The organism is Pseudomonas sivasensis, from assembly GCF_052938085.1.
This window is the reverse complement of sequence record NZ_CP176442.1, coordinates 4,369,428-4,390,104: the sequence shown is the minus strand read 5'-3', so window position 1 is coordinate 4,390,104 and position 20,677 is coordinate 4,369,428. Positions and strand designations below refer to the sequence as shown.

The following is a 20,677-nucleotide window of genomic DNA, read 5'->3' as shown; positions in this document are numbered from 1 at the left end:
TCAGGCTAAGGACAAGGCACTTTTTGTTGTAGGCAACGTCTACAACCGTACGACTGTTTTTCTTTATTTTGAGGTGTCATTGATGAAAGCCTGGATGTGTGTGCCTGTGATTCTGTTGGCCCTGGCCGGTTGTGCCGGGAAAACCGCTTACCGCGATAGTTGCGGCGCGCAATTGGACGCTGCCTGGAAAGAACTGGACCTGGCCAAGGCCGAAGGGTTCGCCGGTACCGTCAGCTATTCCAAGGCGTTGTCCCTCTTGACCGGTGCGAAGACACAGCAACAGTTTGAAGCGTTTGAAGGCTGCTCCAACAAGGCTGAGAAGGCACGGTTCTATATTCGTGAGTCGCGCGCCGGGCGTTGAGCCATGGGCAGCAAGTAGGATTTTTCATCAAAAGGCGGGGGCAGGATGTCAGCGTTGGTTGATCAGTTAGTCGCTCAGGTCATTGGCCTGGAAGTAGGGTTGCTGAGCTGCCAGGCTCGCCTCGCCGCCGTCACCGACGATGAAGCGCTGCATGACTTGCGCACCACCGTGCGGCGCCTGCGCAGCCTGTTGCGACCCTTGCGTGGGTTGCCAGGCGTCGAACAGCTCGAATTGGCTGCCAGCACCGTTGGCCGATTGACCACCCCCCTGCGTGATCGTGAAGTGCTGGCTGCTTATCTGCATCAGCATGGTCATCACGAAGCGGCAGATCGGCGTCTGCGCCTACAGCCCGATGCGTATCGCCAGGTAGCGCAAAGTCCGGAGTTGGCGCACTTGCTGCAGATTCTGGATGCTTTCCCACGCTTTATTCGCGCCTCCCAACATCAGAAATTGCTCAAAGGCCTGCGCTCGCGCATCGAGAAGCGTCTGGCCAAGCAATGGAAAACCCTCGGTGAAGCCCTCAAGGATCCCGGCCATGATCGCCACCGTCTGCGTTTGTTGATCAAGCGCGTGCGTTATGCGGCCGAGGCGTATCCGGAACTGGACAAACTGCCCGCTAATGCCATGTCGCGCCTGAAGAAAGCCCAAGGTGTCCTGGGCGATTGGCATGACTGCTGGCAGTGGCTGGCCCAGGCTGAACATCAAGCGGATCTGCAACCGTGTGTGGCGGTATGGCACAAAACCATGGCTAAATCCGAGGGACAGGCGGATCGGGTGCTGGACAAGCTCAGCGCGGATTGTTTCTGAATCGGTCCGGTTTTTGGCCGGAATACGCGCTGTACCTCACCTGCACGATGGTTAAGATCCCTCATCTGTTTCCTTTGACCTGAGGTCGCCATGCGCTTTAGTGATTTGCTCGACGCTGCCCGTAGCCACCCGCTGGATGTCACCATCCCCGCTGAATGGGCCCAAGGTCGCGCGACGTTTGGCGGGCTGGTCGCCGCTTTGCAATACGAAGCACTGCGTGCCCAAGTGCCTGCGGATCGACCATTGCGGTCGTTGGCAATAACCTTCGTGGGGCCGGTGGCGCCCGATGTGCCCGCCAGTTATCAAGTCGAAGTGTTGCGCGAAGGCAAGGCAGTCAGTCAGTTGCTAGGCCGCGTCGTTCAGAACGGTGAAGTGGCGACCCTGGTGCAAGCCAGTTTTGGCGCATCCCGTGAGTCAGAGATAGATGTGGCAAGCGACGCGGCGCCGGTGTTCAAACACTGGGACGAGTGCCAGGAGTTGCCCTATATCAAGGGCGTGACGCCTGAATTTATGCGTCACTTGGCAATGCGCTGGAGCGTTGGCGGCCTGCCATTCACCGGTAATAAGTCCCGCGAAATGGGGGGCTGGGTTCGCTTGCGTGGGGATGTGAAAGAAGAGCCGTTGACCGAGGCGCATATCCTCGCCCTGGTCGACGCCTGGCCGCCGGCATTGCTGCCGCACCTGAAGAAACCGGCACCGGGCAGCACCCTGACCTGGACCATCGAATTCATCCAACCGTTGCAGGATCTGACCACCCTCGATTGGTGCCAGTACTGCGTCAACATCGAACACGCCCGCGACGGCTACGGCCATGCTGCCGCTGCGCTGTGGAGCCCTACTGGCGGATTGATTGCTATCAGCCGCCAGACTGTTGTGGTATTCGCTTAAGCATCAGTGCAGATGGCGCTGGCGCCAGGCGCGCCACCCGCCACTGCTTGACACAACGCGCGCAGAGGTCACGAACTGCTCAATTACCAGGCGCTCACCGCATGTTTGCGGTCACTGAACGGCTGACTCATCTGGGCTTCCAGGCTGTGACCATGACGCTGCAATGCCAGGCCGGCCAGAATGCCGACTACGCCAACGGCGAAACTGGCCAGGCTCAGACTAAAGGCCCCAGAAACGATCAACAGAAAGCCAACGATAAACAGCGGCACGGCGATCAGGTTCAAGGCCAGGTTCGTTGGGTGCTGGTGCTTCTGCGGGTAGCTATGCCATTGCCAGGCGCGGAGATTGGGATGACGTTTGCCCATGATGGTGATTCCTCTGTCCGTTGAAACAACATGGAGAGAGTTTAGGTGGGGGCGGGCGCGTGGGCGAATTGGGGCTCGCTATGGGGCTCATAGCCAGTCCTACAGTTTCAATTGCCCAATCGCCTTGCTCAACTCCCCTGCCAACGTCGCCAGTTCATTGCTGGTCGTTGCCGAATCCACGGTTTGGTGCACGGTGTTCTCGGTCACATCGCGGATACTGACCACTGCGCGGTTCATCTCTTCGGCCACATGGCTTTGCTGTTCGGCGGCAACGGCGATTTGAGTGTTGCTTTCACGCATCTGCGCCACGGCATCGGTGATTTCGGCGAGTGCGGCACCGGCTTCCTGGGCTTGTTGCACGCAGTCGTCGGCCTTGAACGAGCTTTCCTGCATAAAGTCCACCGCGTCGCGGGTACCGGCTTGCAGCGCTGAAACCATACGGGTGATCTCGTCGGTGGAGCTTTGCACGCGCTTGGCCAGATTGCGCACTTCGTCGGCGACGACTGCGAAGCCACGGCCCATTTCTCCAGCGCGGGCGGCTTCAATAGCGGCGTTGAGGGCGAGCAGGTTGGTCTGTTCGGTGATGCTGTGAATCACGCTGACCACACCGTTGATTTTCTGGCTGTCTTCAGCAAGCTTCTGGATCATTACGGCAGTTTGTTGCACGCCGCTGGAGAGTCCGGCAATCGAGTGTCTTACCCGAGTCACCACTTCCTGGCCGCTACCGGCGAGGGTGTCGGCGGATTGGGACAAATCTCGCGTGGCGCCAGCATGTTGGGCGATGTGGTAGACGGTGGCGGTCATCTCGTTGATGGCCGTGGCGGCTTGGTCGGTTTCGCTTTGCTGGCCGAGCATGCCGTGCTGCACCTCATTCATGCTGCTGGCCAGACGTGCAGCGCCTTCGTCCAGTTGCCGAGCGGTGCGCGCCACGGTGCTGACCACGCGCTGGTAGCCAGCCTGCATGGCATTGAACGCGCTGGCCATCTGGCCGACTTCATCCTTGCAGGCCAGGGGGACGCGGGCCGACAGGTCGCCGGTTTTCTCCACGTGCAGCATGACATCCTTGAGCGTGTTGAGCTGACTGAGCAGGAAGCGGATCAGCAGTTGCGAAGCGCCAAGCATCACAAGCATCAGGATTGCGACAGCCACAGCGTAATTAGCGAAGCGGTCGCTGAAGACGTGGCTCAAGCTTGGCGCGTAGGCAAGTACGCCAATGTATTGCCCATCCGGGCGGGCAATGACTTCAGCGCCTATCAATGGATTTTCACCAAACAGCGGCATGTGATTGAGTTCGACCCAGCCGGTGGTGGTGCTCAGGGCTGACAGATCCAAATCGCCCAACTGTGGGACTTGGCCTCGGGCAAACGTCAGCCAATGCGCGTCCTTGGGGAGCGGCTGGTTGGTTGGCCAGGCCCCCAGCAATCGGCCCTGGGCCTGCGCCGAAACCTGGGAGGCTGTGCTGCGCGCTTGTTGTTCGAGCTGCACGGCGTACAGCACCAGCAGCAGGGTGGTGATGAAGGCGACCGCGTTGACGGCCCAGAATTTGTACTTCAGCGAGATATTGCTAAGCCAGGCACCCATGGAAGGTTTTCTCTGATAGCGGAAACAGCATTGGCAAGGTGCCATTATTGTGCCGCTACTCAGAAAACCGGTTTTGACATGGGTCAATGCGCCGCATCAATCCAAGGTCGGCAACCCAAAAAAAGCGCGTGAACAGGCAGTGCTGTGGTCGGCCAAGTCTTGCGCGCTTTCGTTGCGGTGCAGGGCGACTTCGCGCAGTACTTCCGTCAGATAAGCCGGTTCGTTACGACCGTTTTTCGGCTTGGGACGCAGGGTGCGCGGCAGCAGGTAAGGCGCATCGCTTTCCAGCATCAGGCGGCCCCGGGGAATTTCTTTGACGAGTGGGTGCAGGTGCGTACCACGGCGCTCGTCGCATATCCAGCCGGTGATGCCAATGTGCAAATCGAGGTCGAGGTAGCTGAACAGCGCCGCCTGTTCGCCGGTGAAGCAATGCACTACGGCGGCGGGGAGGTGGTCGCGGTAGTCCTTGAGGATCTCCAGCAGGCGTTGGTTAGCGTCACGCTCATGGAGAAATACCGGGAGCTTTAGCTCGACGGCCAGGGCCAGGTGTTCTTCCAGGACTTTTTCCTGTTGCGGGCGCGGTGAGAAATCCCGGTTGAAATCCAGGCCGCATTCGCCCACGGCACGTACGCGGCTTTCGCTGAGTAAACCGCGCAAACGCTGGGCGCTGTCGCCGTTCCAGTCGCTGGCGGAGTGGGGGTGGATGCCTGCGGTGCTGAACAGGCGTTGGCCGCTTTCGTCGAGGTTGACGCACAGTTCCAGAGCCTGTTCGCTGCCGTCGACGCTGGTGCCGGTGAGTACCAATTGCTGCACGCCGGCGGCGTAGGCGCGGTCGAGAACGGCCTGGTGCTTGTCGTCGAAACTGGGGTTGGTCAGGTTGACGCCGATATCAATGAGTTGCATGGTGCTATCTCCGCCTGCGGCCGGAAAGCATATCAGAGCTGTAGATTTATAAGAAAAACGAAGAACTACAATGAGTTATAGCTGTCTTTGAACGTCGCAAGTGACATCGTGTTTGGCTGAACGTCCTGCACTGTGCCACCGTTGCACGCAAAGCCTGCGCATAAAGCGCTCTGTTTCTGACCTCCACCGCGTCGTTTTTCGCGAGCGCGTTGGCCAGTATTCTTTCCGGAGAGCGGATGATCCGACCCTCGGCGTTGCTTATGTTGTGCCTGGCGTTACTGTTGCCTTTGGCGGCGGTTGCGCGTCTGGACGGGCCGCTGGAAGTGACCAAGCCTGGCAAGGTCCGTGACTTGGCGGAGATTCGTTCAAGTCGCACCCTTCGGGTATTGGTCAACCAAAGTCGCAACAGTTCCGGCGAAGTGCAGGGCCAGGCCATAGGTGTTGAATACCACCGCCTACGCGCCTTCGAGCAATACCTCAACGGTCACGCCCGTGATGGCCAGGAAATAAACCTCAAGATAATCCCCAAGGCCAAGGATCAATTGCTCGGCGCGCTGGCCCGTGGTGAAGGCGATCTGGTTGCTCCTGGCGAGTTGCTTGATGTGAAGGCTGCTCACAAGATCAGCACCAGTAGCCCGATTGCCAGCGCGGTACCGTTGTGGCTGGTGGGGGTGAAGGGAGAGCGGCGTTTTACCAAGTTGGAGCAACTGTCAGGACGGACGCTGGCGCTGACCACTGGCAGTGCGGCAGCGGATGCCATCAGCCAGGTCAATCAGAAGCTGGCCCTGCACAAGCAGCCACCGGTGAAGGTGGAATGGGTGGACCCGACCCTGGCAGTGGAGGACGTTCTGGAAATGGTGCAGGCGGGGATTTTCCATCTCACCATTGTCGAGAAACCGATTGCCGAACGCTGGTCGAAGATCCTGCCCAAGTTGCGCTTCGACAAACAAGTCGTCATCAGCGAACCCGGCGATGAATACTGGTTTGTTCGCCAGGACGCTTCGATTCTGCGTGCAAGTATTGATCGATTTCTCAAGACCTATCGCACGCCTTCCGACCAGGACGTGGCGTTTCAACGTATTTATCGACGCCTCTACCAGGTGCGCAACCCACTGGCCCGCGCCGACCGCCAGCGCCTGGAAAAGCTGCGGCCAGTGCTGCAAAAACATGCCCGCGAGCAGGGCATGGACTGGCTTAACCTTGCAGCGCTGGCTTTCAAGGAATCCGCCTTCGATCCTGGCGCGCGCAACAGCGGTGGTCCTACCGGCTTGATGCAGATCACACCCTCAGCGGCCCAGCGGGTGGGCGTCAACAATATCGAAAGTCTCGACAGTAATGTGCAGGCGGGCGCGCGTTATCTGGCGTTGATCCGTCGCAAGTTCTTCGCCAGCCCCAAGCTCAACGAGCGTGAACGCATGGCTTTTGTACTCGCGGCCTACAACATGGGCCCGGAGCGCGTGCAGGGTATGCGCACCGAGGCCAGGCGCCGGGGATTGAACCCCAACCAATGGTTCTTCCAGGTGGAGCGCATTGCCATGGAACAGGTGGGAATGGGCGGCGTCAGCTATGTTAATAGCGTCAACAAGTACTTCTTGGCGTTCGATCGGGAGCGTGAGTCCCTGGAGCCGCCAGCACCGAAAATTGCCTCACGGAAGTAATCGATTTTATCGATATTAATCAGGTATTTTTTCGGCTTTTATCATTGTTTAAACTGATTAATATAGCGGCCAACCAACCCCTACTTCAAAAAGGATTTACTCCATGAGCCCAATGATCAAAAGCCTACTGTCCACTCGTGCCGGCTACGGTCTGACCATCCTGCGCATTGTTGTTGGCATCATCTTCGCCGCCCACGGTTCGCAAAAACTCTTCGGTTGGTTTGGCGGCTACGGCTTGGCGGGCACTGCCCAATGGATGGAAAGCATCGGCCTGGCGCCGGGTACCCTGATGGCGCTGCTGTCGGGTGGAACCGAGTTTTTCGCCGGCCTGGCCCTGATCATCGGTCTGCTGGTACGCCCTGCTGCGTTGGGCCTGACCATTCTGTCGGTGGTGGCGATCTTCTCGGTGCATATCCATAACGGTCTGTTCATGGCCAACAACGGTTACGAGTTCGCATTAGCCTTGTTGGGCGGGTCCGTGGCAGTGCTGCTGGAAGGTGCCGGCAAACTGTCTGCCGACCGTGCAATAGCCAACTGACCCCTCTACAACACCTGAAGAGGCCCGCCATGTGCGGGCCTTTTCGTTGCTCGGGATTCTTGACATCGGCCATCCGGCTTCTCTAGGATGCTGCCCATGCGCCGATTTAAACAGCTAATTGCGGGGCGCCACTGGGACTCGATGCAGCCCGACAGAAGCCTGTTCTCCCCTGAGGAAACAGCTTCGAAATACCGCTAAAGCGCTGGTTCGGTGTTGCCTCTCACCTGCCCGCAGACTTTTGAGGCAGAGACACGACACTATGAATGCACTACGCTCCCTGATACGCCTGGCTCCGATCACTGCGGACCTTACTCAACGCAATCCGAAAATCCTCTTGGGCGGTAAGCACCAGCCCACGCTGTTGCGTTACCTGGACGGCTGGCCACGTCGCACCGGGCGGCCTTCGGCTTTCCTGATCCAGTTTGTCGAAGATGGCGGTTCCCTGGCCCGTTTTGCGAGTAATAGCTTCGACCTGGCAGTTATCCAGGCGCCCAGTGCCAGCGACGCGGCTGAAGTGATTCGTCAACTCACACGTATTGCCCGGCAGGGGCTGATTGCCAGGCGTTGAGGGCTCAGGAGAGTCCGACACTCGCCTGTAATCGGCGCCGTTTATTCCTTACAAAAACCACCCAAGCGACTAGACAGAGCACGCCCGGGATTGCCAAGGTCACGAACAGCTTTATCGCGAGCTCCAGGCGATGCACCTCAGCGTGCGTCTGAGCCCTCAAAGCGTGTAATTCCATGGGTAAGCGCAGGCGCTCCTTGTTGAGCGCCACCAATTGGGGGGTGGTGTCCACTGCTTGGGAGCCGAGGGGGGCTGCCGGTGGGTTCAGCATTTGCCATTCCTGTTCCGTTCGTAACAGACGCCGTTCCAATTCAGTCGCCTTCTGCTCGTAGGCTTGTTCGGCGTTGTCGCGTATCCGCTCCATCATGTTCTTCGATCTGTCCATCGGTGCGCGCGGGCGGATATTGGCCAGTGAATCGCTTGCGGACAGGTTATCCAGCGTATTTAAGATAAAGATTGCGTTGCTGTCAGGCGCTGAGCTATTGATGTGATCCGTGAGCAAATCAGTGTCGGCCACTACCACCACATGGATCTGTGCCGCTTTTTGCAAACCTGCGGGCTGCTCCTTAATGCCATCGGGGAATGCTGAGTAGGCTGGCCCCTCTATACGAGCTGCAATCACATGGTGTTGCGCCCGAGTGGATGCGTTATCGGCCGTTGAGTCGATCTCATGTGCTGAGGTAAATCGGTTGGTTTCCAGCAACCTGGATTGCCCGGAGCTTTGCAGAAGCTGGGTGAGGGTGGTGCCGCTTTTTTTGCGATGAAAAAGCGCACCGCTGCTCGATACCGTCACAGTATTCAGTTTCCAAGTGCTGATGTCGTGCGTGTTCATTGCCTGCCGAGGCAGCTTCAATCTGCCCGGATACTGCACTGGGAGCTTACCCAGCTCAGGTGCCGCCGATTCCGCGTAGCGGTGGTCGATTAGAAACTTGTCTGCTGGCATCTCTACGCCCCAAGCGGAAAGCACCTCTGTCAAACGGGTATTGGCGGACGTGATGTTCGAACTTTGCTCAGGCATGGGGTCGATAAACATCATCGATTTACCGCCCCTCAACACAAATTGTTCAATCCCATACAACGATTGTTCGGGCAGCGCTTCAGGACGCACGACCATAAGCGTTTTGACGTGTTCCGGTATGCGCTCGGTGGTCGCCTCCAGATTGACCAGGTTGAAATGACGCTGCATTTCCGTCACCAACTGGCCTGCATAGTCTCCCATCGCTAAACCAGACAATAGTCCGATAACCGGGCGGTCTGGGTACTGCAACTTATAGATCAGATGGCTGATTTCATATTCGAGCAATGGCTCCCGGTCCAGGCTGAATGATTCAATACGTTGCGCTCCGTGGCCGGCTCGGGTGCCGATCAGCCCCAGAAATCCCGCCTGGTCGTCGAGACCGAAAAGCCTGGCTTTGTAGGCGTCTTCTGAAAAAGATCCGGGATCAATAAGGTGCAGATTGATCATACCCTTCGCTGCTTTTTCGTATTCCCGCAACCGGTCTTCTATGTGCTTGCCGTGGCGCTTTAGGGCGAAGCTTCGTTTCGGGTCGTTATTGGTATTGAAGTAATACAAGTCCAGTGGCGACTCAAGTGACGAAAGTAATTGTCTAGCGGGTGAGGAGAGGGTGTGGACCTTATGTCGCGAAAGATCCCATCGAATATCAGGAATTTTCGCTATCCAAACTAAGTTGAACGCTAGAAATAATAACAATATGACAGTGAGTGTAATGCCTGTGCGCAGAGTAGGTTGCATGGAGGGCTTTCCTTCTCAGCGGTGTCGGTAATTGAGGGTTACTGTCGTGGCTGTGAGGAAGGCGACTATTATACTAATGAAGTAAAGGATGTCGCGAAGCGTAAACTTTCCGTTGTCAATAGCGCTGAACCTTGAAAAAGGGCTTAGGGAGGCCAGGCTGTCTATTGCCCAGATGGGCGCCTGATGCTCTAGTGCATCAAGCAAATAAGAAAGAGCGCTGGAGGTGAGCAGCAAGCCTACTGTCAGTATGAAAAGGACAGTGCGCTGAGGCAGCAGTGTGAAAATAAACAATCCGACAGATAAATAACTGCCTGCCAGCAGCCAGCTAGACATAAATTGCGAGGCAATAATATTGTTGTCTGCATTACCCATGTAGTTGGCAATGATGACGAGGGGGAACGCCAACATCAGGGCCATGCCCACCACGGCCCAGGCTGCTAGAAATTTTCCAACAACCCATTCGTGCGTCGTGACGGGCACTGTTTTCATCAGGTCGAGAAAGCCTGCATTGGATTCGTCCGACCAAAGTTGCGTCGCGAGTGAAGGAATCAATAATAGATATAGCCAAGGGTGCAACTGGAAAAAAACCTGCAAGGTATTGATGTCGTGTTCAGGCCACGGACTCATGTGCAACCCGAGTGCCACGTAAAGCACTGAAAAAATGGCAACGCTCAGATAAGTGCCGGGTGTGCAGGCGTAGTGGAGAAGTTGACGCTTGAAAATGACTGGCAGCAGTTTCAAAGACGGGCCTCACGGCTCAGATGATGAACCACATCGCTCAGTCGACCGGGCTCTAGGTTCAGTGAGTTGATTTTCCATCGGCGATGGGCAATGAGTGCATTGATGTGGGGGTAGATGGTGTGTCCCGGCATGGCCAGGACGGTCACCGTACCGGGTGCATGCCGATGCTCTTCGATCCCTGCCACACCTGGCAGTACGGCTAGAGCCAACAAGTCCAACGGAGCGTCTGCGGCGAGGGTGACCGCCTGAAAATGACGGGAGTTGCGTTGCAAATCGGGCATTGGGGTGTCGGCCACCAGGCGATTGCCTGCGATAACCAGCGCGCGAGTACAGAACTCGGACAATTCATCGCAGTGGCGGGAGGCGACGATCACTGTTATGTCTTGTGTCAACGACTGGATGAGCGCCCTGAATTTGTGTTTTTGATCAGGTGTGAGCCCTTCAGTTGGCTCATCGAGTAACAGCAGCGTAGGGGTGTGCAAGATGGCTTGGGCGATGGCGACTTTGCGCTTAAGGCCGATCGACAGCGCATCAAGGGGCGCGTTGAGCACCGATGACAATTCCAATCGTGCAGCAGCCTGTTCAACCTTTGCGCGCTTTTCGGTGCCGCGAAGTCCGCGGATGGCTGCGATGTAGTCAAGGAACTCTTTAACCAGCATCGTCGGGTGACTGACACACTTGTTAATTTGGTAGCCGACTATCTTTTTTACTTTATGCGATTGGGTGGTTGTATCGATACCTTGGATGTTGATATGTCCGCTGAAGGGGAGTGTCGAGCCTGAGATTAAATCGAGAAGTGCTGTTTTAACTGTAGGATTTTCTCCGAATAGTCCCAGGCATTCATGTTTGCAGGCGCTAAATGAAAAATCGTTGATTATTGTTTTCTTGTTTAGATGTTTTATCAGGTTGGTTATTTTGATCATTTAGTCTGGTGCGCGCAGGGCGAAGATGTTGAAAAAGAATACGAGCAATAGTGGTTTTTGGGAACTCCGATAAGCATTAATAGGAAAAGTCCTACGTGCACGCTAGGCAGGTCGCTGGAACAATTGTTTTGTGTTTGTAATCTCTAACTGCCTAGTGTTTGTCTGGGAGTTGTAGAGATTTTCCGAATGTCTAATGAGACCTGATTATCATGATGCTTCTACGTACTCTTGTTCTTGAACGCGATGGCCAAGATACGCCGGTCAACGGGGCGTTGCTCTGTGGATTTGCTGTTGGTCAGATTGCCTCAAACTTTCTTGTTTATAGCTTGGATGAAGAGGTAGAGCCGGCGAGTTCAAGGGTCTATATCGCAACCCTGCGCAAAAAACTCGATCGGTATTTTCTGGATGGGGTAGAGTCCAAGGAAGACTTACAGGTGGCAATGCAAGTTTTTAAGCAGATTCTTACATCAGCGTCGGGTATTAAGACCGGCAGTGTTACCGACACTCAAGTTTCTTATCATTTTCTCGATTTGAAAGGGTGCAAACTGCCCCCTGCGAGGCCTGAAGAGCATCATTCGGTGACCATCAAGAAGGCCCTGGTGATGAAGGTGATCACCCTGGGAATGTCTGCTCCGGTGATGCCACCCATCGAAAGCGCTTCATTGATTGTGCCTTCCATTCGCTTCTCGTCGAAAATGAGTGCGCCTCCCAGGGACGCGGACCCAACCGAGCCTGCCCAGTTGCCCGTAAATGAACAGACGCCAGAAGAGCCAAGGCAGATGCCAATCAATGAACCGGTGACCGTGTTGCGGACTGCACCAGCCGTAATGAATGAGCCAGACGCTCCGGCGCAGCCAAAGCAACTGGCGCCAACAGACCGCTGCAACCTGTTCGAAGTGGACAGTACGCTGACCAACCTTGCTCGTGTCGCTCAGGAACTCACCCAACAAAAACTCGCTGCAATGGAACGCGAAACAGCCCTTGATCAATGGCAGGCCCGATTGCAGCAAGAGCAGAGTCAATTGGATGAAAGGACCCGCGAATTGGAACAGCGCACCACTCAGTTGCATGACCAATCGTTGGCCGTGAGTCAGCGGACCGAAGCCCTGAAAGTGATGACTTCGCAAGTGTCGGGTTTACGCCAGAGTTTGCGCGGTGTGCTGCTTGAGCTGGATCAGACCCTGGATGGTTAGACTGCCCTGGCTACTTTCCCGGGTTCATTTATCATCAACCCCAGCGAACCGACGTCAGGGAGTTATTGCCTGGCCTATCGGCATCTATGGACATTGCCTGGGGATGCATGCGTTTGAGTACCAAGCTGATTACCAAAGAAGGTCATGAGGCGCTGAAGAAAGAGCTGGATTATCTGTGGCGCGAAAAACGTCCAGATACCACGCGCAAGGTGACGTGGGCCGCCTCACTGGGGGATCGCAGTGAGAATGCCGACTACCAGTACAACAAGAAGCTGCTGCGAGAAATCGACCGACGGGTGCGTTACCTGCGCAAGCGTCTGGAAGACATGCGCGTGGTGGAGTACATGCCCGAGCAGGAAGGTAGGGTTTTTTTTGGTGCTTGGGTCGATATTGAAAACGAGCAGGGAGAGACCAAGCGTTTTCGCATAGTCGGCTATGACGAGATTTATGACCGGATGGATTACATTTCTATCGACTCACCGATGGCTCGTGCCTTGTTGCGCAAGGAGGTCGACGATGAGGCCATCGTGCAGACTCCCGGTGGCGAAGTGTGCTGGTGGATCACCGGGATCGAATATGTGAAATAGGCAATGATGGCCCGCAGTCTTTGAAGAGTGCGGGCCATCGGCGTTTCAGCCTTCGCGCAATACCGTCAGTGGGCTGGCATTCAACGCGCGGCGTGTGCCGAATACTCCTGCGGCACCGATCAGTACGGCGCCGATGATCGGCAGCAGCAACAGCCATGGGTGCGGGTGCCAGACCAGGTCAAAGGCATAATGGTACAGCACCCAGGTCACCAGTTCGGTACCCAATGCCGCCAACAAACCGCTGACGGCGCCCAGCAAGCCAAACTCGATACGCCGTGCCTTGACCAGCAACTTGCGTTCCGCGCCCAGCGCTCGTAGCAGTGCGCCTTGGCGGATGCGCTCGTCCAGCGTGGCCTGTAAACCGGAGAACAACACGGCCATCCCGGCAGCCAGTACAAACAACAGCACGTATTCCACCGCCAGGGTCACTTGGGCGAGGATGCTGCGCAATTGCTCCAGCAGGGCCTCAACCTGGAGGATCGTAACCGCCGGAAAGGCTCGCGACAGATCGACGATTTGTTGGTCATGCCCTGGCGCCAGGTAGAAGCTGGTCAGGTAGGTGGCCGGCAGGTCCTTCAACGTGCCGGGCTGAAAAATCATGAAGAAGTTCGGCTGGAAGTTATCCCAGTTGATGGTTCGCAGGCTGGTGACCCGCGCTTCACGATTTTCCCCGGCAATGGTGAACACCAGGTGATCGTTCAACTTGAGCTTGAGGCTTTCAGCAACTTTGGCTTCTACCGAGACGCCAGGAATATCCTCGGTGGGTCGTTGCGACCACCATGAGCCTGCAGTCAGCGTATTGCCCGGTGGCAGGTCGGCGGCCCAGGTCAGGCTCAGGTCGCGTTGTACTGCGCGGTCGCCGCTGGAGTCCTTGCTGACTATGTCCTGTACCGGGTCGCCATTAATGCTAATCAACCGGCCCGGCACCACGGGGTACAGCGGCGCTGATTGCGCCTGCACTTCCAGCAGGCGGGCGCTAAAGGCGTCCTTGTCGGCCGGCAGGATGTTCAGCGCAAAGTAGTTAGGCGCGTCCTTGGGCAACTGGTTTTGCCAAGTGTCCAGCAATTCGCCGCGCAGCAGGGCGATCAAACCCATGGACAATAAGATCAAGCCAAACGCCAGTGACTGGCCCGCCGCCGCCAATGGGTGGCGCAGCAGTTGGCCCAAGCCCAGGCGCCAGGGCAGGGAGGCGCGAGCCAGCAGGCGCCGCAGGCTTTGCAACAGCAGCAAAAGCAAGCCGCCGAGGACCAGCGCAGCCACCACGCCACCGCCCAGCAGGGCGAAGGTCAGCACCAGATCCAGGCTCAGGCGCCACATGATCAGGCCCAGTGCGAACAGCGCAGCGCCGTAAACCATCCAGGTGCTGGACGGAATTGGCAGCAGGTCGCGGCGCAACACCCGCAACGGCGGTACCCGACCGAGTGCTGCCAACGGCGGCAGAGCGAAACCGGCGAGAGCCACCAGCCCGGTGCCGATCCCGGCAACGGCCGGCAACAGTCCCCCGGGGGGAACATCCGCTGGCAGCAGGTCGTGCAGGAAATAGAACAAGCCGAACTGTGCCAGCCAACCGAGTAGGGCGCCGGCCAGGCTTGCGAGCAAACCCAGTACGGTCAGTTGCAGGCTGAACAGCAACATGGCTTCGCGTCGTGACAGTCCCAGGCAGCGCAGCAATGCACTGGCGTCGAAGCGTCGGGTGGCAAAGCGGTTGGCCGACAAAGCCACGGCCACGCCGGCCAGCAGCACGGCTACCAGGCTGGCCATGTTCAGGTAGCGCTCGGCTTTGCCCAAGGCGCCGCCAATCTGTTGATTGCCGTCGCGTGAGTCCTGCAGTCGCTGGTTGGCGGCCAGCCCCGGCTTGAGCAGGTCGCGATAGGTTTGCAGCACCGTGCTTTCCGGCGGCCCGCGCCATAATTCGCGGTAGCTGACGCGGCTGCCGGGTTGGACCACGCCGGTGGCGTCCAGGTCTGCCAGGTTGATCATCACCCTTGGCGTGAGGCTGTAGAAGTTGCCGGCGCGATCTGGTTCGTAGGTGAGTACGCGGGCCAGACGCAGGGTTTTCATGCCGACATCGACGCTGTCGCCGATTTTGAGGTCCAGTGCCGTCAGCAGCCGCGCCTCCACCCAGGCTTCGCCGGGTTTGGGGCCGCCGCCAGGGGTTTCATCGCCAAAGGGCGCAGCAGCGCTCTTCAGTTCGCCTCGCAGCGGATATTGCTCGTTGACCGCCTTGATACTGGAAAGCTGGATTCCGTTATCTGTGGCGATGACACTGGAGAACTCCACGACTCGCGCGTGATCCAGACCCAGTTCGGTCCCGGAGCGGATTTGCTCGGACCGGGCTGGTGAGCTTCCTTCAAGTACAAGGTCGGCGCCTAGGAACTCGGTGGCGCGCAACATCATGGCGCCGTTGAGACGTGCACCGAAGTAACCGATAGCAGTGCTGGCGGCCACGGCCACCAGCAGGGCAAAGAACAACACGCGCAATTCGCCAGCGCGGGCATCGCGCAGCAATTGACGCATGGCAAGGCTGAACAGGCGCAACAGCGGCAAACGTGCCATCAAGGCTCCAGGGGCGCGACCATCAGGCCGGCTTCAAGGCGGATCAGGCGTCGGCAACGGTGGGCCAGGCGCTCGTCGTGGGTGACCAGCACCAGGGTCGTGCCGCTCTCTTTATTGAGCTCGAACAGCAGGTCGCTGATGCGCTCGCCGGTGTGGCTGTCGAGGTTGCCGGTGGGTTCATCGGCAAACAGCACGTCCGGTTCGGCGGCAAAGGCGCGGGCAATGGCTACACGCTGCTGCTCGCCACCGGAAAGTTGGCGTGGCGAGTGTGTGAGGCGCTGGCCGAGGCCCACGCGTTCCAGCAGGTGTTTGGCGCGCTCACGGGCGTCTTTGCGGCCATCCAGCTCCAGCGGCAGCATGACGTTCTCCAGCGCGTTGAGGCTGTCGAGCAGTTGGAACGACTGGAACACAAAGCCTACGTGTTCGGCGCGGATGCGTGCGCGCTGGTCTTCGTCGAGGCGGCTGAGGGCTTGTCCGGCGAGTGTGACTTCGCCGCTGCTGGGCAGGTCGAGTCCGGCCAGCAGGCCGAGGAGGGTGGATTTACCGGAGCCGGAGCTGCCGACGATAGCCAGGCTATCGCCCTTGTTCAGTTCGAGGCTCAGTTCGTGCAGGATAGTCAGTTCACCTTCCGCGCAGGGAACCACTTTGCTAAGGTTCCGCGCGGTGAGAATGCTTGCGCCCATGGAGAATCCGATGCGAATGTGGTTTTTGAGTGCTGGCCTGGCCTTGATGTGCATGGCCCAGAACGCAGCGGCGGGTACAGTCCTGATCGTTGGCGATAGTATCAGTGCCGGTTTCGGCCTGGATACACGCAAAGGGTGGGTTGCCTTGTTGGAGCAACGGCTCAAGAAGGAAGGTTTCGACGATAAAGTGGTCAACGCCTCCATCAGTGGTGATACCAGTGCTGGAGGTCTCGCGCGGCTGCCGGCGGCCCTTGCAGAGCATAAGCCTGAGGTAGTGATTATCGAACTGGGTGGCAATGACGGCCTGCGCGGTATGCCCCCTACGCAATTGCAACAAAATCTTGCGTCGATGATTCAGAAGTCCCAGGACAGCGGCGCGAAGGTGCTGTTGCTGGGCATGCAGATTCCACCTAACTATGGGAAGCGTTATGTCGACGCCTTCGCCAAAGTATTTGCCGATGTCGCCCAGCAGAAAAAGGTGCCTTTGGTACCATTTTTCCTTGAAGGAATCGGCGGCAATTCGCAATTGATGCAGGCTGACGGGCTGCACCCGGCTGTCGCTGCTCAGGGCAAGTTGCTGGAAAATGTCTGGCCGACGCTAAAACCGCTGCTATGACGCTTTTCTACTGGCAGGCTTTCGGCTAAGGTGGCGCCCCCCCGATCTGGAGCCCCCGATGTCGCGTCCTGCCTGGTCACTGTTTAACTACCAACTGATCGAGCCGGACGAGCAGTTGGATCTCTTCGCCTGCCAGGAAGTGCGGGTGCATTTAGTGGCGCGTCAATTGGAACTGGGCGGCTCCATTGATCGCACGCTGTGCGGCACGTTACTGCCAGCGCAGCCACGTTGGTCGCGGGTTGATCGCTCGATTTTCCAGGACCAGCGCCTTTGCCCCTTGTGCCGGGCCATCTTGGAGTCCCAAAAGCGCGGCACACCGCCGATCTGGCCTGAGCTGCGTTTCGAACTCTAGGGGCCGCGACACGCTTGCAGCTAGAAGCTCACATCACGTATACAATCGATTTTTACCTACACGTCGTTCTGCGAAGGATTTTCCGGATGTTGTCGCGCCTTTCCGTCGTCACCTGCTGCCTGTCTCTCGCTGCACTCTGTGCGGCGGGTTCCGCATCTGCTTTGCAGTTGCCCTTGCCACCTCCGGGTGAAGACATCGTCGGCCAGGTCCAGGTGATCAAGGCCAAGTACGAAGACACCTTTGCCGACCTGGGCACCACTTACGACCTGGGCTATTCGGAAATGGTCGCGGCCAACCCAGGTGTTGATGCCTGGTTGCCGGGAGCGGGCACCGAGATCGTGCTGCCGACGCGTTTTATCCTGCCGCCGGGGCCTCGTGAGGGCATCGTGATCAACCTGGCGGAATACCGGCTCTATTATTTCCCCAAGGGCCAGAACGTGGTCTACACCTTCCCGTTGGGGATTGGTCGTGAGGGCTGGGGCTCGCCCATTGCCCACACCAGTATTATCGCCAAGACGCCGAACCCGACATGGACGCCGCCGGCTTCGATCAAGGCCGAACACGCCGCCAACGGTGATCCTTTGCCTAACGTGGTGCCTGCCGGCCCAGATAATCCGCTGGGCCCGTTCAAGTTCACCCTGGGCACACCGGGTTACCTGATCCACGGCTCCAACATGAAGTTCGGTATTGGCACACGTACCAGTCATGGCTGTTTCCGCATGTTCAACAATAATGTGCTGGAGATGGCGGGCATGGTGCCGGTAGGTACGTCGGTGCGCATCATCAACGATGCCTACAAGTTCGGCAGCAGCGGCGGCAAGGTCTATCTGGAAGCGCATACGCCTTTGAATGATGATGGAACGCCATCGGTGGTCGACAAGCACACGGCGGTGATCAACGCTTTGCTCAAGCGTGAAGACTTGGCCAATAACCTGCGGGTCAATTGGGATCAGGTGCGTGATGTGGTGGCCGCGGAAGATGGTTTGCCGACTGAAATCGGCGTGCCAGGTGGGGCGCCTATAGCGTCCAGCTCGCTGATCGATCTTCAGCAGTAACTCTGCTCGATCAAAAGCCCGCCCACAGCCTTGCGCTGCGGCGGGCTTTTTATTGCCTGCGTTCAGGTGCGAATCGCAGACAATAAAAAAGCCGATCCATAAATGGATCGGCTTGATAACAATCCCGAGGGATTATTACTTGCGGCTAGCTTTTTCAAGCATACGCAGAGCGCGCTCGTTAGCTTCGTCAGCAGTCTGTTGTGCTTTTTGAGCAGCAGCCAGAGCTTCATCAGCTTTACGGTAGGCTTCGTCTGCACGGGCCTGGGAGCGAGCTGCTGCGTCTTCAGTTGCAGTCAGACGAGCTTCGGTTTCTTTGGAGACGCTGCTGCAACCGGTAGCCAGAACTGCGGCCAGAGCCAGAGCAGAGAATTTCAGAACGTTGTTCATCGTGTTCCCCTTCAAGGACTTTCTATTAAATGGCTACTTTCTCAGAGTGAGCTAATAGCCGGCGTACATACTACCCATTACTTGTAGTAAGTAAACTGACGTAGCGCAAGAAGCAAAAAAAATTCTCGCACCTAATCTATTTTGGCTAATCTTTTGGAGGTTTGTATAAAAACCGTCCAATTTTTTTCATACGGGTGAAGATTGGATCCAGGCTGAAAGGGCCGGCCTGCATGCGTTAAGCTTTGTATATAGATGAAAATTTATATATTCGGGCCGACACTTACGTTGCGTTTGGCGTTGCTTGGCCGGGCATCTTTTACTCATGTAGAGGTGACTTTAAGAGCGCCTGTTCGTCTCAAGGTTCAACTGCCGGCAATGTTCAGGCTTTCGACCAGTGTTTGGTCGAGGCCCCTTCTATATCCACCAGCAGCAGGGGATGACGAGTGCGCCTTGAGCAATTTCAGGATTGGTGCCTACTATTCCCTACGTGCTGGTTGTTAGCGCTCAAGGTTTTCTCGTTGTCGAAACCGGCACGGGGTGGCGTAGATGTTCCTTCGCCGGAAAAACATCGGTAAGGTAGGGGTCAGAATTCAAGACCCGCGAGGAGTAGTGATGAGCGAGGCGTTGTCCATCCACCATGACCAGGCTGGTCATCAGTTCGAGACCAATGTGGACGGTCATCGTGCCTATCTGACCTATATGGACCTCGGGAAGCAGACCCTGGATATCTATCGGACCTTCGTGCCCAACGCACTGCGGGGCCGCGGCATTGCGGCGGCGTTGACCGAAGAGGCCTTAAAGTTTGCCGAAGAGGCTGGCTACACGGTGATCCCTTCCTGCTCCTATGTCGAACGCTACATGGAGCGCCACCAGCGTCATGCCGCGAAGCTCTGAGTGATCAGCAGACAATAAAAAACGCCGGGCTTAGCCCGGCGTTTTTGTGTGTGCAGTTGCGGTTCAGGTGCGTTTGCGTGTCGGCAATACGTCCTTGAGCTTGGCGTGCATGCTGCGCAGGGTGTTTTCGGTGGCGGCCCAGTCGATGCAGGCATCGGTGATCGACACGCCGTACTGCAAGTCGGCCAGGTCTTTTGGAATCGCCTGGCATCCCCAGTTCAAATGGCTCTCGACCATCAGGCCGATGATCGACTGATTGCCTTCGAGGATCTGGTTGGCAACGTTTTCCATCACCAACGGCTGTAGGGCCGGATCCTTGTTGGAGTTGGCGTGGCTGCAATCGACCATAATGTTTGGCTTGATCTTGGCCTTGTTCAACGCTTGCTCGCACAACGCAACGCTGACTGAATCATAGTTGGGCTTGCCGTTGCCACCGCGCAGTACCACGTGACCGTAGGCATTGCCCTTGGTAGTGACGATGGAGACGCCGCCTTCCTGGTTGATACCCAGGAAACGGTGGGGGCTGGAAACTGATTGCAGCGCGTTGATCGCTACAGTCAGGCCGCCGTCGGTGCCGTTCTTGAAGCCCACGGCCGATGACAGACCGGACGCCATTTCACGGTGGGTCTGGGACTCGGTGGTACGCGCGCCGATGGCCGACCAGCTGATCAGGTCCTGCAGGTATTGCGGGGAGATCGGGTCAAGCGCTTCGGTGGCAGTGGGCAGGCCCATTTCGGCCAAGTCCAGCAGCAACTGACGACCAATGTGCAAACCGTCCTGGATCTTGAACGAGTCGTCCAGGTACGGGTCGTTGATCAAGCCTTTCCAGCCGACGGTGGTACGCGGCTTTTCGAAATAGACGCGCATCACCAAGTACAAGGTGTCGGACACTTCTGCCGCCAGTACCTTGAGGCGCTCAGCATATTCGTGTGCGGCCTTGAGGTCATGGATCGAGCATGGGCCGATTACCACAAAGAGGCGGTGGTCGGTGCCGTCGAGAATCTCACGGATGACTTCGCGACCCTTGGTGACGGTCTGCAGGGCAGCGTCGCTCAGGGGGATTTCGCGCTTGAGCTGATCGGGCGTGATCAGCGTCTCGTTGGATTCGACGTTTAGGTCATTGATCGGTAAATCAGCCATCGTGTTACTCGTCAGGGTCACGGGTGCCGGCCGCCAGCTATCCCCGTGCGGCGGAGCACAGCATGATTTGGATGCAGGGGGGAGGAACCTTAGCGCGTAACACGGGCCCGCGACAATGGGCAAAGCCCCCT

General features: G+C 57.5%; 21 protein-coding genes and 1 pseudogene. 12 read left to right on the top strand and 10 right to left on the bottom strand.

The features are described 5' to 3' along the window. Window positions 1–82 precede the first annotated feature (82 nt). From ACKZ62_RS20195 to ACKZ62_RS20185, 3 genes are all read left to right on the top strand, one after another. Complete coding sequence (locus ACKZ62_RS20195) at window positions 83–361, top strand: hypothetical protein (RefSeq protein ID WP_032888964.1); 279 nt, start codon at window positions 83–85, stop codon at window positions 359–361. A 45-nt stretch (window positions 362–406) separates the two neighbouring features. After that, window positions 407–1,168: a CHAD domain-containing protein gene (locus ACKZ62_RS20190; protein ID WP_447095721.1), complete on the top strand. Its 762-nt coding sequence runs from the start codon at window positions 407–409 to the stop codon at window positions 1,166–1,168. Between the two features lie 90 nt (window positions 1,169–1,258). Further along, a complete protein-coding gene (locus ACKZ62_RS20185) occupies window positions 1,259–2,056 on the top strand; it encodes an acyl-CoA thioesterase (RefSeq protein WP_442116766.1) in 798 nt (265 codons plus the stop codon). A 3-nt stretch (window positions 2,057–2,059) separates the two neighbouring features. Here the strand turns inward: ACKZ62_RS20185 and ACKZ62_RS20180 are convergent. The 3 genes and pseudogenes from ACKZ62_RS20180 to ACKZ62_RS20170 all read right to left on the bottom strand — a co-directional run bounded on the left by ACKZ62_RS20180 (window position 2,060) and on the right by ACKZ62_RS20170 (window position 4,905). Further along, window positions 2,060–2,421 (bottom strand): annotated as a pseudogene (locus ACKZ62_RS20180) (terminase). 99 nt (window positions 2,422–2,520) lie between these two features. Beyond that, window positions 2,521–4,002, bottom strand: coding sequence for a methyl-accepting chemotaxis protein (locus tag ACKZ62_RS20175; RefSeq protein ID WP_447095720.1), 1,482 nt, complete (start codon window positions 4,000–4,002; stop codon window positions 2,521–2,523). Window positions 4,003–4,098: 96 nt separating this feature from the next. Then, window positions 4,099–4,905: a TatD family hydrolase gene (locus ACKZ62_RS20170; RefSeq protein ID WP_122752689.1), complete on the bottom strand. Its 807-nt coding sequence runs from the start codon at window positions 4,903–4,905 to the stop codon at window positions 4,099–4,101. Between the two features lie 236 nt (window positions 4,906–5,141). Here ACKZ62_RS20170 and ACKZ62_RS20165 point away from each other — a divergent pair, with 236 nt between their 5' ends. The 3 genes from ACKZ62_RS20165 to ACKZ62_RS20155 all read left to right on the top strand — a co-directional run bounded on the left by ACKZ62_RS20165 (window position 5,142) and on the right by ACKZ62_RS20155 (window position 7,669). Continuing rightward, a complete protein-coding gene (locus tag ACKZ62_RS20165; RefSeq protein WP_442116767.1) occupies window positions 5,142–6,563 on the top strand; it encodes an MltF family protein in 1,422 nt (473 codons plus the stop codon). Between the two features lie 103 nt (window positions 6,564–6,666). After that, on the top strand, window positions 6,667–7,101 hold the full coding sequence (locus ACKZ62_RS20160; protein WP_032888975.1) for a DoxX family protein: 435 nt from the start codon (window positions 6,667–6,669) through the stop codon (window positions 7,099–7,101). A gap of 259 nt (window positions 7,102–7,360) precedes the next feature. Next, the gene (locus tag ACKZ62_RS20155) at window positions 7,361–7,669 is read left to right on the top strand and encodes a class I SAM-dependent methyltransferase (protein ID WP_447095719.1); all 309 of its coding nucleotides are present in this window, start codon (window positions 7,361–7,363) and stop codon (window positions 7,667–7,669) included. A 4-nt stretch (window positions 7,670–7,673) separates the two neighbouring features. Here ACKZ62_RS20155 and ACKZ62_RS20150 read toward each other — a convergent pair whose 3' ends face one another. Genes ACKZ62_RS20150 through ACKZ62_RS20140 form a run of 3 tightly spaced genes read right to left on the bottom strand, consistent with a single transcriptional unit; the run spans window position 7,674 to window position 11,083 of the window. After that, window positions 7,674–9,419 carry a Gldg family protein gene (locus ACKZ62_RS20150; protein ID WP_447095718.1) on the bottom strand — a complete coding sequence of 582 codons (1,746 nt, stop codon included), beginning with the start codon at window positions 9,417–9,419 and terminating at the stop codon, window positions 7,674–7,676. A gap of 15 nt (window positions 9,420–9,434) precedes the next feature. Then, complete coding sequence (locus ACKZ62_RS20145; protein ID WP_099601454.1) at window positions 9,435–10,160, bottom strand: ABC-2 transporter permease; 726 nt, start codon at window positions 10,158–10,160, stop codon at window positions 9,435–9,437. Then, the gene (locus ACKZ62_RS20140) at window positions 10,157–11,083 is read right to left on the bottom strand and encodes an ATP-binding cassette domain-containing protein (protein WP_447095717.1); all 927 of its coding nucleotides are present in this window, start codon (window positions 11,081–11,083) and stop codon (window positions 10,157–10,159) included. Before ACKZ62_RS20140 ends, ACKZ62_RS20145 begins: the two co-directional genes overlap by 4 nt. Before the next feature lie 209 nt (window positions 11,084–11,292). On the opposite strand from ACKZ62_RS20140, the gene ACKZ62_RS20135 reads away from it, so the two are divergent. Together ACKZ62_RS20135 and greB are read left to right on the top strand one after the other, a co-directional pair. Continuing rightward, entirely contained in the window at window positions 11,293–12,276 is a 984-nt protein-coding gene (locus ACKZ62_RS20135; RefSeq protein WP_032888986.1) for a hypothetical protein, read from the top strand. A gap of 113 nt (window positions 12,277–12,389) precedes the next feature. Beyond that, the gene (greB, locus tag ACKZ62_RS20130) at window positions 12,390–12,863 is read left to right on the top strand and encodes a transcription elongation factor GreB (RefSeq protein WP_048729176.1); all 474 of its coding nucleotides are present in this window, start codon (window positions 12,390–12,392) and stop codon (window positions 12,861–12,863) included. Between the two features lie 45 nt (window positions 12,864–12,908). Here the strand turns inward: greB and ACKZ62_RS20125 are convergent, their stop codons facing one another. Together ACKZ62_RS20125 and ACKZ62_RS20120 are read right to left on the bottom strand one after the other, a co-directional pair. Further along, entirely contained in the window at window positions 12,909–15,419 is a 2,511-nt protein-coding gene (locus ACKZ62_RS20125; protein WP_447095716.1) for an ABC transporter permease, read from the bottom strand. Then, window positions 15,419–16,102, bottom strand: a complete 684-nt coding sequence (locus ACKZ62_RS20120) for an ABC transporter ATP-binding protein (protein ID WP_447095715.1) — start codon at window positions 16,100–16,102, stop codon at window positions 15,419–15,421. The genes ACKZ62_RS20125 and ACKZ62_RS20120 overlap by 1 nt, the downstream gene beginning before the upstream one ends. Window positions 16,103–16,112: 10 nt before the next feature. On the opposite strand from ACKZ62_RS20120, the gene ACKZ62_RS20115 reads away from it, so the two are divergent. The 3 genes from ACKZ62_RS20115 (at window position 16,113) to ACKZ62_RS20105 (ending at window position 18,125) form a co-directional block, all read left to right on the top strand. Further along, window positions 16,113–16,718: an arylesterase gene (locus ACKZ62_RS20115; RefSeq protein ID WP_032888992.1), complete on the top strand. Its 606-nt coding sequence runs from the start codon at window positions 16,113–16,115 to the stop codon at window positions 16,716–16,718. 58 nt (window positions 16,719–16,776) lie between these two features. Next, complete coding sequence (locus ACKZ62_RS20110) at window positions 16,777–17,070, top strand: hypothetical protein (protein WP_010211879.1); 294 nt, start codon at window positions 16,777–16,779, stop codon at window positions 17,068–17,070. 86 nt (window positions 17,071–17,156) lie between these two features. Further along, window positions 17,157–18,125 (top strand): L,D-transpeptidase family protein, encoded by a 969-nt coding sequence (locus ACKZ62_RS20105; protein ID WP_032888994.1) that lies wholly within the window; start codon window positions 17,157–17,159, stop codon window positions 18,123–18,125. 135 nt (window positions 18,126–18,260) lie between these two features. Here ACKZ62_RS20105 and oprI read toward each other — a convergent pair whose 3' ends face one another. After that, a complete protein-coding gene (gene oprI / locus ACKZ62_RS20100; protein ID WP_003172710.1) occupies window positions 18,261–18,512 on the bottom strand; it encodes an outer membrane lipoprotei OprI in 252 nt (83 codons plus the stop codon). Window positions 18,513–19,124: 612 nt separating this feature from the next. Between oprI and ACKZ62_RS20095 the strand changes: the two genes are divergently transcribed. Continuing rightward, window positions 19,125–19,406, top strand: coding sequence for a GNAT family N-acetyltransferase (locus tag ACKZ62_RS20095; protein ID WP_003189869.1), 282 nt, complete (start codon window positions 19,125–19,127; stop codon window positions 19,404–19,406). A 63-nt stretch (window positions 19,407–19,469) separates the two neighbouring features. Here ACKZ62_RS20095 and ACKZ62_RS20090 read toward each other — a convergent pair whose 3' ends face one another. Then, complete coding sequence (locus ACKZ62_RS20090; RefSeq protein ID WP_032888996.1) at window positions 19,470–20,546, bottom strand: 3-deoxy-7-phosphoheptulonate synthase; 1,077 nt, start codon at window positions 20,544–20,546, stop codon at window positions 19,470–19,472. Between the last annotated feature and the right edge of the window lie 131 nt (window positions 20,547–20,677).